This window comes from Streptomyces angustmyceticus (assembly GCF_019933235.1).
Lineage (GTDB): Bacteria > Actinomycetota > Actinomycetes > Streptomycetales > Streptomycetaceae > Streptomyces > Streptomyces angustmyceticus.
The window spans coordinates 7643058-7658906 of sequence record NZ_CP082945.1 but is presented as its reverse complement, the minus strand read 5'-3'; the positions used below and the strand labels follow the sequence as shown (position 1 = coordinate 7658906).

At 72.4% G+C, this 15849-nt stretch carries 1 protein-coding gene; it reads right to left on the bottom strand.

Annotation, left to right across the window (positions count from 1 at the left end; all coding sequences use genetic code 11):
* A complete protein-coding gene (locus tag K7396_RS33790; protein WP_223660301.1) occupies nt 1-15795 on the bottom strand; it encodes a type I polyketide synthase in 15795 nt (5264 codons plus the stop codon).
* Nucleotides 15796-15849 lie beyond the last annotated feature (54 nt).

The window sequence follows — 15849 nt, the reverse complement described above, 5'->3', positions numbered from 1 at the left end:
TCAGGAACGGCCGAGCTCCTGATTGATGAAATCGAAGATCTCGTCGTCCGAGGCCGCATCGAGCTGCTGGGACACGACGGACTTCGCATCGGCCTCGGCCGCCCCGCCCAGCTCAGCCAGGATGCTCCGAAGACGGGCCTCGACGAGCCCCCTGGCGGCGTTCTCTGGGGAAAATCCTGAAATCGCGCCGGCAAGACGGTCCAGGTCAGCGAGTACGGCGGCCTCCGGCTCGACGTCCGCGGCGCCGAACAGGGTGTCGTGCACATGCTCCGCGAGAAGCTGTGGCGTGGGGTAGTCGAAGACCAGGGTGGCGGGGAGCCGCATCCCGGTCTCGGCGTTCAGTCCGTTGCGCAGCTCGACCGCGGTGAGCGAGTCGAATCCCAAGTCCCGGAATGCCCGGACGGGCTCCACGGCCTTCATCTCGCGGAATCCGAGAACGGCCGCCGTGTGGCCGCGTACGAGGTCGAGTACGGCCTGCGAGCGCTCCACCGGGGAGACGCCCGCGAGCCGGTCGACGAAGGACTGTCCCTTGTCCGCGGGCCCCTCGGTGGACATGCCACCGCCCATCGCGTCAGCGGCCTCCGGCAGGTCTGCAAGCAATGGACTCGGACGGGCGCTGGTGAACGCCGGAGCGAAGCGCTCCCAGTCCACGTCGGCCACCACCACCGACTCCTCCCCCGCGCCCACGGCGGACACCGCCGGCGCAGGGTCGAGGGCCCTCAGGCCACGGCGCAGCAGGTGTTCCTCCGCGCCCTCCACGCCGGCCATGCCGCCGCCGGCCCAGGGCCCCCACGCCACCGCGCAACCCACCGCACCCCGGGCACGACGCGCCTGAACCAACCCTTCGACGAAGGCGTTCCCGGCCGCGTACGCCGCCTGACCGCCACTCCCCCACACACCGGCGATCGACGAGAACACCACGAACGCATCCAGCTCGCGGTCGCGCAGTGCCTCGTCCAGCACCACCGCACCGGCGACCTTCGCCCCCATCACGTCAGCGAAGTGCTCCGCACCCGCATCGCCCAACGGCACGGAATCCACCACCCCCGCCGCATGGACGACGGCCTCCACCGCACAGCCCGACAGCAGCTCCTCGACGGCCTTCCGATCGGCGATGTCACAGGCCGCGACGGTCACCTGGACACCGAGGGCGGACAGCTCCTTCTCCAGCTCGGCTGCACCGGGCGCCGCCGGGCCCCGGCGGCTGGTCAAGATCACGTGGTCGGCGCCACGCTCAGCCGCCCACCGCGCCACGCGAGCGCCGAGCGCGCCGGTACCCCCCGTGATCAGCACCGTCCCACGCGGCCGCCAACCGTCAACGTCGTTCCGAGCGGGGGCCGGAGCATGCACCAGCCGCCGCCCGAACACCCCCGACGCCCGCACCGCCACCTGATCCTCACAGCCATCGGCCAGAACACCGAAGAGCCGATCAAGCACCCCACCGTCCACCGACTCCGGGAGATCCACCAGACCGCCCCAACGGTCCGGATGCTCCAGCGCCGCCACCCGGCCCAGGCCCCACACCGCCGCCCCCGCCGGATCCGGAACACCATCCGGCCCACCGACGGCGACGGCTCCCCGCGTCACCACCCACAGACGCCCACCGACCCCCGCATCCCCCAACGCCTGCACCACGACAGCCGTCCACCACACGCTCGCCGGCACCCCTCCAGCGGGCTCCTCCTCCAGCCCGCTCGGCAGCACCAGCACACCCGCGACGGCCTCGCCCTTGAACTCCGTGCATCGCTCAGCCAGGTCGGCCCGGTCCACGTCCGGGCCGCACTCCACCCGCTCGACCTGGACCCCACACTCCGCCAGCCCCTCCAGCACCGAAGAAGCCCAACCCGACTCCGCCACGGCCTCGGGAACCACCGCCAGCCAACGCCCGGACAGCTTCGCATCGGCATCCGCACCGACCGGCTTCCACTGCACCCGGTACCGCCAGCCGTCCACCACCGACCGCTCGCGCCGTTGCCGCCGCCACGTCGACAGGGCGCTCAGCGCCTCATCCCACGAGGCGCCCCCGGCGATGTCCAGTTCCCCGGCCAAGGCGGACGGGTCTTCCCGCTCGACGGCCTCCCAGAACCAGGCGGCCCCGTCATCCGCCGGCTGAGCCGCGGCGTTGCTCCGCACCGTCGTGGGGTTGCTCGGCCAGAAGCGCTCATGCTGGAACGCGTACGTGGGCAGGTCGACCCGCCGTGCTCCGGGGAACAGCGCGGCCCACTGCACCTCCGCACCATTGACGAACATGCCGCTGATCGCCGCCACGAGGGCTTCCGACTCCAGCCGGTCCTTCCGCAACGCGGGCGTCAGAAGCAGGTCCGCCCTGTCCGTGCATGCCTGCGCCATGGCGGTCAGCGTGCCGTCCGGCCCGATCTCCAGGAAACGGGTCACCCCGTGCCCCTCCAGCCACCGCACACCGTCAGCGAAACGGACCGCCTCGCGGACATGCCGGACCCAGTAATCGGGGGACGTCAACTCCTCCGTCGCGGCCAGCTCACCGGTCACATTCGAGACCACCGGGATACGCGGCTCCGCAAACACCACGCTCTCCGCAACGGCCCGGAACTCCTCCAACATCGGTTCCATCAAAGGCGAGTGGAAAGCATGGCTCACCCGCAGCCGCTTCACCTTCCGGCCCTCGGACTCGAAGTGTTTCGCGATCTCCGCCACGGCGGATTCCACACCGGAGACCACGACCGCCTGCGGACCATTCACCGCAGCAATACTCACCCGCTGATCCTGGCCCTCCAGGAGCGGCAACACCTCGGCCTCCGACGCCTGGAGAGAGACCATCGCGCCACCGGCCGGCAATGCCTGCATCAACCGGCCACGCGCCGCCACCAAACGGCACGCGTCCGCCAGCGACAACACCCCGGCCACATGCGCAGCCGCCAACTCACCGATGGAATGCCCCACCAGGAAATCCGCCCGCACACCGAACGCCTCCACCAGCCGGAACAGCGCCACCTCCACCGCGAACAACGCCGGCTGAGTGAACCCCGTCCGATTCAACGCCTCGGCATCCTCACCGAACACCACACCCCGCAGCGACGCCCCCAACTCGCTGTCAAAGCAGGCACATACCGCGTCAAACGCGTCCGCGAACACCGGGAAGGTGTCGTACAACTCCCAGCCCATCCCCAGTCGCTGCGCGCCCTGCCCCGTGAACAGGAATGCGGTCCGGCCCTGCCCCTTTTCCCCGCGCACCACGCCGGCGGCCTTTCGGCCTTCGGCGAGCGCGGTCAGCCCCTGTACGGCCGTCTCTTGATCGTCCACGAGCAGCACGGCACGGTGGTCGAATATCTCCCTCGACGTAGCCAGGGAACAGCCGACATCGGAGGCATCGAGCGGGAACTCGTCGAGGTGCGCCAGGAGCCGGTGTGCCTGTGCCGTCAGGCCGGCCTCATCACGTCCTGAAATGACCCAGGGCACTGCCGGAAGCTTCAACGGCTCCTCGGCGCACTCCGCCATGTCATCGGTCGGCGGCGCCTCTTCGATGATGGCGTGGGCGTTGGTGCCGCTGATGCCGAAGGACGACACACCGGCCCGACGCGGACGGCCGGCCTCCGGCCACTGCACCGGCTCCGTCAGCAACCGCACATCGCCCGCCGACCAGTCCACATGCGACGACGGCTCATCCACGTGCAGCGTCTGCGGCAGAACACCGTGCTGCAACGCCAGCACCATCTTGATGACACCCGCCACACCCGCAGCCGCCTGCGTATGCCCGATATTCGACTTCACCGACCCCAACCACAACGGCCGGTCGTCGTCCCGCCCCTGCCCGTACGTGGCAAGCAGGGCCTGCGCCTCGATCGGATCGCCCAGCGACGTACCCGTCCCATGCGCCTCGACCACATCCACGTCCGACGCGGACAGACCAGCCGCCCCCAACGCCTGCCGGATCACCCGCTGCTGCGACGGACCATTCGGCGCCGTCAGACCATTGGACGCACCATCCTGATTCACCGCACTGCCACGCACCACCGCCAATACCCGATGCCCGTTCCGCCGCGCATCCGACAACCGCTCCACCACCAACACACCCACACCCTCGGAAAACCCCGCACCATCCGCCCCATCCGAAAACGCCTTACACCGACCATCCGCAGCCAACCCCCGCTGCCGACTGAAATCCACAAACAACCCCGGCGTCGACATCACCGTCACCCCACCCGCCAACGCCAGATCACACTCACCCGCACGCAACGACCCCACCGCCAAATGCAACGCCACCAACGACGCCGAACACGCCGTATCCACCGTCACCGCAGGACCCTCAAACCCAAACGTGTACGACAACCGCCCCGACACCACACTCGCCGCATTACCCGTACCGATATAACCCCCCAAATCCTCCTCACCCGACGCCACCAACAACCCCGTGTAATCCTGACCATTCGTCCCCGCAAACACCCCCGTCCGCGAACCACGCAACGACCCAGGAACAATCCCCGCCCGCTCCAACGCCTCCCACGACGCCTCCAACAACAACCGCTGCTGAGGATCCATCGCCACCGCCTCACGCGGCGAAATACCGAAAAACGCCGGATCGAAATCCCCAACCCCCGACAAAAACCCACCCGAACACGTCGACACCTTCCCCGGCACACCCGGCTCCGGGTCATACAACCCCGCAACATCCCAACCACGATCCACTGGGAACGGCACCACACCCTCCCCACCCCGAACCAACAACCCCCACAACTCCTCCGGCGAAGCCACACCACCCGGGAACCGACAACTCATCGCCACAATCGCCACCGGCTCATCCGAAGACGCCACCGCCGTCGGAGTGATGGCTCCCGCGTCAACCGTTCCGTCGCCACCGGACAGTTCGCCTTCCAGGTGGCGGGCCACCACCAGCGGGGACGGGTAGTCGAAGACCAGGGTGGCGGGCAGCGGCAGTCCCGTGGCGGCCTGGAGGTGGTTGCGCAACTCCACGGCGGTGAGGGAGTCGACGCCGAGGCCGCGGAAGTCGCGGGTGGGCTCGATCGCCTCGGGGCCCGGGTGTCCGAGGACCAGTGCCGACTGGGTGCGGACGAGTTCCAGGAGCGCGGCCCTGCGCTCGTCCGCGGGCAGGGGCGCGAGACGGGACCGCAGGACGTCCGCCGGCGACTTCGCCGCCGCCGAGGAGACCGCGGTACGCCGAGCGCTCCGGCCCAACAGGCCGCGCATGAGCGGCGGAAGGACGCCCGCGGTGTCCTGCTCCCGCAGCATCGTGTGATGGAGCTGGACGGGGACGACCACGGGTACGGCGGTGTGGCGGGCGGCGTCGAACGCCTCCACGCCCCGCTCCTCGGTGAAGGGGGTGATGCCGCCGCGTGCCATGCGTTGCAGGTCGGCTTCGCTCAGTTCGCCGGTCATTCCGGCGTCCGGAGCCCACGCACCCCAGGCCAACGACCGCGCCGGCAGCCCCGACCCGCTGCGCCGGCACACCAGGGCGTCCACGAACGCGTTCGCCGCCGCGTAGTTGCCCTGGCCCGCGCTGCCGAACGTTCCCGCCACGGACGAGAACACCAGGAACTCCGCGAGGTCCGCGCCGCGCGTCAGCTCGTCGAGGTGCACCAGCGCGTCCGCCTTCGGCGCCAGCACCGTGTCCATACGGGCCGGTGTGAGCGAGGACAGCATGCCGTCGTCGAGTACGCCGGCGGTGTGGACGACGGCGGTGAGGGGGTGCTGCTCCGGGACGGAGTCCAGCAGGCCGCCCACGGCCTCGCGGTCGGCCGTGTCGCAGGCGGCGACCTCGACCTCGGCGCCCAGAGCCGCCAGCTCCTCGCGCAGCGCGTCCACACCGGGAGCCTTCGCCCCGCGACGGCTGGCCAACAGCAGACGCCGCACCCCGTGCTCGGCCACCAGATGCCGCGCCACCAGGGCGCCCAGGCCACCCGTGCCGCCCGTGACCAGCACCGTCCCCTCCGCGTCCAGCGGAACCGGCATCGTCAGCACGACCTTGCCCACATGCCGGGCCTGACCGAGATACCGAAGGGCCTCAGGGGCCTTGCGCACATCCCACGCCGTCACCGGCAGCGGCTCCAGCACACCCCCCTCGAACAGCTCCCGTACGTGCGCGAGCATCCTCCCGATCCGGTCCGCTCCGGCGTCGAAGAGATCGAAGGCCCGGTAGCGCACGCCGTCGTACGCGGCCGCGACCTCCTGCGCGTCACGGACATCGGTCTTGCCCATCTCCAGGAACCGCCCGCCGCGCGGCAGCAGCCGCAGCGAGGCGTCCACGAACTCCCGCGCCAGGGAGTCCAGGACCACATCCACGCCCCGGCCACCGGTCGCCGCCAGGACCGCGCCCTCGAAGTCCAGATCACGCGACGAGGCGATATGCGCGTCGTCCAGCCCCAGAGCGCGCAGCGTCCCCCACTTCCCCGGGCTGGCGGTGGCGAACACCTCCGCCCCCAGATGCCGTGCCAACCGCACCGCGGCCATGCCGACGCCACCCGCCCCGGCATGCACCAGCACCGAGTCGCCCGGCCGCACCCCGCCCAACTCGACCAGTGCGTGATACGCCGTCAGGAAGGCGACAGGAGCCGACGCCGCCTGCGCGAACGACCAGCCCTCCGGGACCCGGACGATCATGCGCTCGTCCGCCACCGCCACCGAGCCGAAGGCATACGGGAAGACCCCCATCACCCGGTCCCCCGGCGCCAGGCCCACCACCCCCGGGCCCGTCCCGGTCACGACGCCGGCGCCCTCCAGGCCCAAAGCCCCCGCGTCCCCCGGATACGTGCCGAGGGCGTTCAGCACATCGCGGAAGTTCACCCCGGCGGCCCGCACCGCGATGCGCACCTGGCCGGGCTCCAGTTCGTCCCATGCCTCGGGGCGGCGCACCAGGCGCAGGCTCTCCAACGTGCCCTCGTCGGCGTTCTGGAGGCACCATCCCTCCTGCGGCGGGCACGGCATCGGCAGCTCGTCCCGCCGGATGTTCGTGCTCAGCCTCGGCGAATGGGCCGTGCCCTGCCGCAGGGCGAGTTCGGGCTCCCCCGAGGCCAGCGCGGCCGGCAGCGCCGCCAGCGAGGCGTCCGTACCGTCCACATCCACCAGGACGAAGCGGTCGGGGTGCTCCACGCGTGCGGCCCGGACGAGGCCCCAGACCGCGGCCTGTGCGGGGTCGGGCTGCCGCAGTTCCGCCGGGACGGCGTTCCGTGTCACCACCACGAGTCGCGTGGCTGAGGGGCGCTCGGTTTCCGTCCACTTCTGGATGCAGGCCAGAGCCCGGTAGGTGGCGGCCCGTGCGGCCTCCGGAGTTCCGGCGGCCTCAGCGGTGACGGCGTCGAGGCGCAGCGCGACGTAGGAAGGGTCGGCGTCGGCCGGTGTGGAGCCGAGGGTGTGGAGGTCGTGGACGTCGTGGATGTCGTGGATATCGTGGATGTCCACGGGGTCGACGGGTTCCGTGGTGTTCTCGGGTATGCGCGTCCAGTCGACCCGGTAGAGCGCGTCGGAGTGGGCGCTGCCCTGCCGGGCGCGGCCGAACGTCTCGGGCGTCATGGGCTGCCGGGTGAGGGAGCCGATGTCCGCCACCGGCTGCCCCACGGCATCCGCCAGCTGGAGCGACAGCCCGCCCTCCGCACGCGTCGAGATGCGGGCCCGCAGCACGCCGGCCCCCGAGGCGTACAGCTTCACGTCCTGCCAGGAGACCGGCAGTTGACCGAGTACGGCAGTCTCGTCCGCATCGAGTGCCAGGGCGTGGAGGACGCTGTCCAGCAGGGCGGGGTGCAGCCCGAAGGAGGAGGTCTCGGTCGCTTCGGGGAGCTCCACCGTGGCGAAGAGGTCGGCGTCGCGCCGCCAGACGCTGTGCAGTCCGCGGAAGGCGGGACCGTAGGCGATCCCGGCGTCGGCGAAGGCGTCGTAGAGACCGTCCGTCGGGACGGGCTGCGCGCCTTCCGGGGGCCAGACGGCGAAGTCGAAGGTCTCGCGGTGGCCGTCCGTCCCGAGCAGGCCGGTGGCGTGCCGGACCCACGGTTCCTCCGCGACTCCGGTGCTTCCGATGCGGCAGGAGTGGAGGGTCAGCGCGCGGGTGCCGTTGAGGTCCGGTTCCTCGATGCGCATTTGCAGCTGGACTGATTCGTGGGCCGGGAGCACCAGGGGGGCTTCGACGGTCAGCGACTCGACGTGGTCACAGCCGGCCTGGTCGGCGGCGCGGAGCGCGAGTTCCAGGAAGGCCGTGCCGGGGACGAGAAGGGAGCCGTCCACGACATGGTCCGCGAGCCACGGGTGGTCCTGCGCGGAGAGCCGGCCGGTGAAGACGACGGAGGAGGAGTCGGCGAGCGTAATGGTGGCCGCGAGGAGGGGGTGCTCGGCTGCCTGCAGTCCCGCCGAACCGAGGTTGGTGGCGCTGGTGTGGGCGAGTCCGAGCCAGAAGCGCTGGTGCTGGAAGGCGTAGGTGGGCAGTTCGACCTGCTGGGCGCCGGTGCCGGCGAAGAGCGTGGACCAGTCGACGGGGACGCCGCGGGTGTAGGCGTGGCCGAGTGCGGTGAGGAGCCCGGTGGCCTCCGGACGGTCCTTGCGCAGGGCGGGGACGAGGAGGTGGTCCGGGTCTGTATCGCCGTCGAGGCAGCCCTGTGCCATGGCGGTCAGGGTGCCGTCCGGGCCGATCTCCAGGAACCGGGTGACCTCGTTCTCGACGAGCCGGCGGATGCCGTCGGCGAAGCGGACGGCCTCACGGACATGCCGCACCCAGTAGTCGGCGGACGTCAATTCCTGCGGCGTGGCGAGTTCGCCGGTGACGTTGGAGACCACCGCGATACGGGGCTCCGCGAAGGTCACGCTTTCCGCGACCGCCCGGAACTCGTCGAGCATCGGCTCCATCAGCGGCGAGTGGAAGGCATGGCTCACCCGCAGCCGCTTCACCTTCCGCCCCTCGGACTCGAAACGGCTCGCTATCTCCGCCACCGCGGACTGCTCGCCGGAGACGACGACCGACCGCGGACCGTTCACCGCGGCGATGCTCACCCGCTGCTCCTGGCCCGCCAGCAGCGGCAGCACCTCGTCCTCGGTGGCCTGCAGGGCGACCATCGCCCCGCCGGCGGGCAACGCCTGCATCAGCCGGCCACGCGCCGCGACCAGACGACACGCATCCTCCAGCGACAAGACGCCCGCCACATGCGCGGCCGCCAACTCACCGATGGAATGCCCCACCAGGAAATCCGGCCGCACACCGAACGACTCCACCAGCCGGAACAGCGCCACCTCCACCGCGAACAACGCCGGCTGCGTGAACTCCGTCCGGTTCAGCACCTCCGCGTCCTCGCCGAACACCACACCCCGCAACGAAGACTCCAACGCGCCGTCGAAGTGCGCACACACCGCGTCGAAGGCGTCCGCGAAGACCGGGAAGGTGTCGTACAACTCCCGCCCCATCCCCGGGCGTTGGGAACCCTGACCCGCGAACAGAAAGGCCAGGCTGCCCGCGGGGGTGGTCGTGCCTTGGGTGATGTTGCCCTGTGGCTCGCCGTGGGCGAGGGCGTGGAGGCCGGCGAGCAGCGTGTCCCGGTCCTGGCCGAGGACGACGGCCCGGTGTTCGAACGGCGAGCGGGTGGTGGCGAGCGAGAGTCCGATGTCCCCCGCGTCCAGTTCGGGGCGTGCCGTGAGGTGTTCCGACAGGCGTTCCGCCTGTGCCTTGAGGGCCGCGTCGGTGCGTCCGGAGAGGACCCAGGGCACGAGGGCGGCCGGTGCGGGCGTTCGCGTGGGCGCGTCCTGCGTTCCGTCCCGGGGCTCGTCGCGGTCGTCGTCGCGCGGTGTGTGCGTCGGAGGCTGTTCGAGGATGACGTGGGCGTTGGTGCCGCTCACGCCGAAGGACGAGACGCCGGCCCGGCGGGGGCGGTCTCCCTCGGGCCACTGCACGTCCTCGGTCAGCAGCCGGACGTGGCCGGTCGACCAGTCCACGTGTGAGGTCGGCTGCTCGGCGTACCGCTGCCGGGGCAGGACGCCGTGCCGGAGGGCCTCCACCATCTTGATGACGCCGGCCACGCCGGCTGCCACCTGGGTGTGGCCGATGTTCGACTTCACGGAACCCAGCCACAACGGGCGGTCCGCGGCGCGGTCCTGGCCGTAGGTGGCAAGGAGGGCCTGGGCCTCGATCGGATCGCCCAGCGTGGTGCCCGTCCCGTGGCCCTCGACGGCGTCGACGTCCGATGCCGAGAGCCCCGCGCCGGCCAGTGCCTGCCGGATCACCCGCTGCTGGGAGGGTCCGTTCGGGGCCGTGAGGCCGTTGGAGGCACCGTCCTGGTTCACCGCGCTGCCGCGTACGACCGCGAGCACACGGTGGCCGTTGCGCCGGGCGTCCGAGAGGCGTTCGACCAGCACGACGCCGGCGCCCTCGCCCCAGATCGTGCCGTCCGCGGACTCGGCGAACGCCTTGCAGCGGGCGTCGGCGGCGAGGCCGCGCTGCCGGCTGAACTCGATGAACGCTCCGGGCGTGGACATCACGGTCACGCCGCCGGCGAGGGCGAGGTCGCAGTCGCCCGAGCGCAGGGACTGCACCGCCAGGTGCAGGGCGACCAGCGACGAGGAACAGGCCGTGTCCACGGTGACCGCGGGCCCCTCCAGGCCCAGGGCATACGCCACGCGGCCGGAGACCACGGCGCCGGAGCTTCCGGTGAGCAGATGGCCCAGGAGGTCGTCGGGCATGTCGACGGAGCCCGATCCGTAGCCCTGGTAGCCGCAGCCGACGAACAGTCCGCCGCGGCTGCCCCGTAGCGAGAGCGGGGCGATGCCGGCGCGTTCGACGGCTTCCCAGGAGATCTCCAGCAGCATCCGTTGCTGGGGGTCCATGGCCAGTGCCTCGCGGGGTGAGATCCCGAAGAAGCCGGGGTCGAAGTCGCCGGCGCCGCGGACGAAGCCGCCCTCGCGGACGTAACTGGTGCCCGGGCAACCGGAGTCGGGGTCGTAGACGGCGTCGATGTTCCAGCCGCGGTCGTCGGGGAAGGGCGTGATGGCGTCGCCGCCGTCGGCGATCAGCTGCCAGAGGTCGTCGGGGGAGCGTACGTCGCCGGGGTAGCGGCAGGCCATGCCGACGATGGCGATCGGTTCGCCGTCCGCCTGGACGGGGTGGGCGAGTGCGGCGGTGTGCTGCTCGCCGGGGTCTCCGAGGAGTTCGGAGCGCAGGTGACGCGCCAGGGCCGGCGGTGTCGGGTGGTCGAAGACGAGCGTCGGGGACAGGGGCAGCCCGACGGCGGCGGTGAGCGTGTTGCGCAGCTCGACGGCGGTGAGGGAGTCGGTGCCGAGTTCCTGGAAGGTGCGGGTGGTGTCGACGGCGTCGGGGCCCGGGAAGCCCAGTACGGCGGCGAGGGTCCGGCGTACCAGGCGGAGCAGGTGTTGTTCCTGTTCGGCGGGGGTGCGCAGGGTGGCGAGGCGGCTGCGGACGTCGTCGGCGGGGGTGTCCTGGTCGGGGTTCTGGGCGGCGGCTTCGGGCAGTTTGCCGAAGAGCGCGTTGCGGCCCGCGGGGAACAGGTCCCAGTCGATGTCGGCGATGACGAGGTGGGTCTCGCCGTGGTCGAGTGCCTGGTGCAGGGCGACCAGGGCGGTGTCCGGCTCCATGGGCGGCAGGCCGGCGCGGCTGAGCTTGGCGCGCAGGGTGGGGTCGGCGGCCATGCCCTCGTGTGCCCAGGGGCCCCAGGCGATGCTGGTCGCGGGCAGGCCGTGGGCGCGGCGGTGCTGGGCGAGGGCGTCCAGGCCGGCGTTGGCCGCGGCGTAGTTGGCCTGGCCGGCCGCGCCGAGGGTGCCGGCGATGGAGGAGAAGAGGACGAACGCGGTCAGGTCGTGGCCGCGGGTCAGTTCGTGGAGGTGGGCGGCGGCCTCGGTCTTGGGGCGGAGGACGGTGGCGAACCGCTCGGCGTCCATGGTGGCGAGGGTGCCGTCGTCGAGTACGCCCGCGGTGTGGAAGACGCTGGTCAGTGGCTGGTCCTCGGGGAGGGAGGCGAGGAGCCGCGCCAGGGCGTCGCGGTCGGCGGGGTCGCAGGCGGCGAGGGTGGTGCGGGTGCCGTGTGCGGTGAGTTCGGCGACGAGGTCCTGGGCGCCCGGGGCGTCGGGGCCGCGCCGGCTGATGAGGAGCAGGTGGGCGGCGCCTTCGCGGGCCAGTCGGCGGGCGAGGGCGGAGCCGATGGTGCCGGTGCCGCCGGTGATCAGCGTGGTACCGGCCGGGGTCCAGGCGGCCGCGGCGCGGGGCTGCTCGGGGCGGGAGGCGCGGATCAGCCGGCGGGCGAAGAGGCCGGAGGCGCGGAGGGCGAACTCGTTGTCGTGGCCGGTGGCGTGACCGGAGCTGTGGAGCACCGCGCACAGGCGGTCCAGGGTGCGGTCGTCGAGTTGTTCCGGCAGGTCGACGAGGCCGGTCCAGTGGTCGGGGTGTTCGATGGCGGCGGTGCGGCCGAGGCCCCAGAGGGTGGCCTGTCCGGGGTCGCTGAGGGGGTCGGAGCGGCCGATGCTGACGGCGCCCCGGGTCGCGGTCCACAGCCGGACCGGGGCGGCGGCGCGCAGGAGTGCCTGGACGAGGGCGGCGGTCACGGTGAGGGCGGCGGGGGCGTCGGGGTGGTGGGGGTCGCGGGCGGTGCCGAGGCCGAGGAGGGAGAGCACGTGGATCTCGTCCGGGTCGCGGTCCCGGTCGCGGGTCTCCTCGATCCGTTGGGCGATGTGGTCGGCGTCGGCGTCGGGCGGCAGGCTCAGGGTGGTGACGGTCGTGCCGGGCCGGGCCAGTGCGGTCGTGAGGGCGTCGGTGACGGCCTGGTGGTGCTCCGGCCCGTCGGCGGGGACGGCGAGCAGCCAGTGGGCCGGGGCGTGCGCGGCGGGGTGGGGCTCGACCGGCTCCCAGTGTTCCGCGTAGCGCCAGGTCCGGGCGGTGGAGTGCTGCTGCTGGTCGCGGTGGAAGGCCGCGAGTGCGGGGACGACCGGTTCGAGGAGGGAGCGGTCGAGGCTGAGGCTGTCGGCGAGTTCCGGCACGTTCTGCTGCTCGACGGCGGTCCAGAACGCGGCGTCGACCGGCGCCGTGCCGGGCGTGTCGTCGGAGGGTGTGGCGTTGAGCCAGTAGCGGGTGCGCTGGAACGCGTACGTGGGGAGGTCGACGCGGCGGGCGCCGGGCAGCAGCGCGGCCCAGTCCGGGGAGACGCCGGAGATGTGGAGCCGGCTGAGCGCGGTGAGCAGGCTGAGGGCCTCGGGGGTGTCCTTGCGCAGGAGGGGGGTCAGCAGCCGGTCGCCGTCGGGCAGGCAGGCCGCGGCCAGGGCGGTGAGGGTGCCGTCGGGGCCGAGTTCGACGAGCCGGGTGACGTGGCGTTCGGCGAGGGCGCGGACGCCGTCGGCGAAGCGTACGGCCTGGCGGGCGTGGCGTACCCAGTAGTCGGGGTCGCACAGGTCGTCGGCGGTGGCGAGGCGGCCGGTGACGTTGGAGATGACCGGGATCCGCGGCGGGTGGTAGGTGAGGTCGCGGGCGGTGGCGCGCAGGTCCGCCAGCATCGGGTCCATGAGCGGCGAGTGGAATGCGTGGCTGACGCGGAGGCGGGAGACCTTGCGGCCCAGGTCCCGGAAGTGGCCGGCGAGGGCGTCGACGGCGGTCTCGTCGCCGGCGACGACGGTGGCCTCGGGGCCGTTGACCGCGGCGATGCTCACCCGGTCCGCGGTGTCGGCCAGCAGCGGCAGCACCTCGGCTTCGGTCACCTGGAGGGAGGCCATGGCTCCGCCTGGCGGGAGGGCCTGCATCAGCCGTCCGCGGGCCGCGACCAGACGGCAGGCGTCGGGGAGGGACAGCACGCCGGCGATGTGTGCGGCGGCGAGTTCGCCGATCGAGTGGCCCATGACGATGTCGGGCTCGATGCCCCACGAGGTGAGCAGCCGGAAGAGGGCCACTTCGACGGCGAAGAGGGCGGGCTGGGTGTGTCCGGTGCGGTCCAGCGGTGCGGGGTCGTCGCCGAAGGCGGTGGCCCGCAGCGGCCGTTCGAGCTCCGGGTCGAGGTGTGCGCAGGCGGCGTCGAAGGCGTCGGCGAAGACCGGGAACGTGGCGTACAGCTCGCGGCCCATGCCGAGGCGCTGGGCGCCCTGGCCGGTGAACAGGAACGCGGTCTTGCCGCGGAGGGGGGAGCCGCTGACCGCGCCCGCGGCGAGCGGGCCCTCCTCGGCGAGTGCGGTCAGCTCGCCGCGCAGTGCGGCCGGGTCGGTGCCGAGCAGGACCGCGCGGTGTTCGAAGGCGGACCGGGAGGTGGCGAGCGAGTAGGCCAGATCGTACGGGTCGGTGCCGGGGTGGGCGTCCAGGTGCGCGCGCAGCCGGCCGGCCTGTGCCCGCAGGGCGTCCGCGCTGCGGGCGGAGAGCACCCACGGGATGTGGGGAAGGCGGGCGGCGGTGGGCAGCGGGGTGGCCTCAGCGGCCGTCTCCCCGTCCGCCGGGGGCTGTTCGCCCTCGGCCGGGGGCTGTTCCGTGCCCTGGTGGGTCCGGTCCTGCGGGGCCTGTTCCAGGATGGTGTGGGCGTTGGTGCCGCTGATGCTGAAGGAGGAGACGGCGGCGCGGCGCGGCCGTGCGCCGTCGGGCCAGGCCACGGGCTCGGTCAGCAGCCGGACGTGGCCCGCCGACCAGTCCACGTGGGTGGAGGGCCGGGTGGTGTGCAGGCTCTGCGGCAGGACGCCGTGCCGCAGGGCGAGGACCATCTTGATCACGCCGGCCACGCCCGCGGCGGCCTGGGTGTGCCCGATGTTGGACTTCACCGAGCCCAGCCACAACGGGCGGTCGGCCGGGCGGTCCTGCCCGTAGGTGGCGAGCAGCGCCTGTGCCTCGATGGGGTCGCCCAGCGTCGTACCGGTGCCGTGGGCCTCGACGGCGTCCACATCGGCGGCGGACAGTCCGGCGCCGCTGAGCGCGGAGCGGATCACGCGCTGCTGGGCGGGGCCGTTGGGGGCGGTGAGGCCGTTGGAGGCGCCGTCCTGGTTGAGGGCGCTGCCGCGCAGCAGGGCGAGCACGGGGTGGCCGTGGCGACGGGCGTCGGAGAGCCGTTCGACGAGGAGCATCCCGGCGCCCTCGCCCCAGCCGGTGCCGTCGGCGTCGTCGGAGAACGGCTTGCACCGGCCGTCGCTGGCGAGTCCGCCCTGCCGGCCGAACTCGGCGAAGGCGGCGGGGGTGGACATGATGGCCACGCCGCCGGCGAGGGCGAGGTCGCATTCGCCCGCCCGCAGGGACTGTGCGGCGAGGTGCAGGGTGACCAGCGAGGAGGAGCAGGCCGTGTCGACGGTGACGGCGGGGCCTTCGAGGCCGAGGGCGTAGGCGACCCGGCCGGAGACGACGCTGCCCGTGGTGCCGGTGAGGATGTGCCCTTCGACGCCCTCGGGGACGTTGCCGCGCAGCCCGGAGCCGTACTCCTGGTTGCTGCAGCCCGCGAAGACGGCGGTCCTGCTGCCGCGCAGCGTCATCGGGTCGATGCCCGCCCGCTCCAGTGCCTCCCAGGACACCTCCAGGAGGAGCCGCTGCTGGGGGTCGGTGGCCAGCGCCTCCCGGGGGCTCATGCCGAAGAACTGCGGGTCGAACTCGTCGGCGGTGTGGACGAATCCGCCGCGGGTGGTCGTCACGTCGAGGGCGCCCAGGTCCCAGCCCCGGTCGGCGGGGAAGTCGGACAGCGCGTCGGTGCCCTCCGCGAGCAGCTGCCAGTACTCCTCGGGCGTCTGCACACCGCCGGGGAAGCGGCAGCTCATGGCGACGATGGCGAGGGGTTCACCGGCAGCGTCGACCAGTTGCTGGTTCTGCTTGCGCAGCCGGTCGTTCTCCCGCAGCGAGGCCCGGAGGGCTTCGACGATCTGATCCGCGGACGTGGCCATTGGTCAGCTCTCCATCATTCCGGCTTCGTCGGGTGTGGCTTCGTCGGGACGGGG

Bases quoted from the DNA above. Each gene is read 5' to 3' on its own strand.
- K7396_RS33790 (WP_223660301.1), bottom strand. From the start codon at position 15,795: ATGGCCACGTCCGCGGATCAGATCGTCGAAGCCCTCCGGGCCTCGCTG.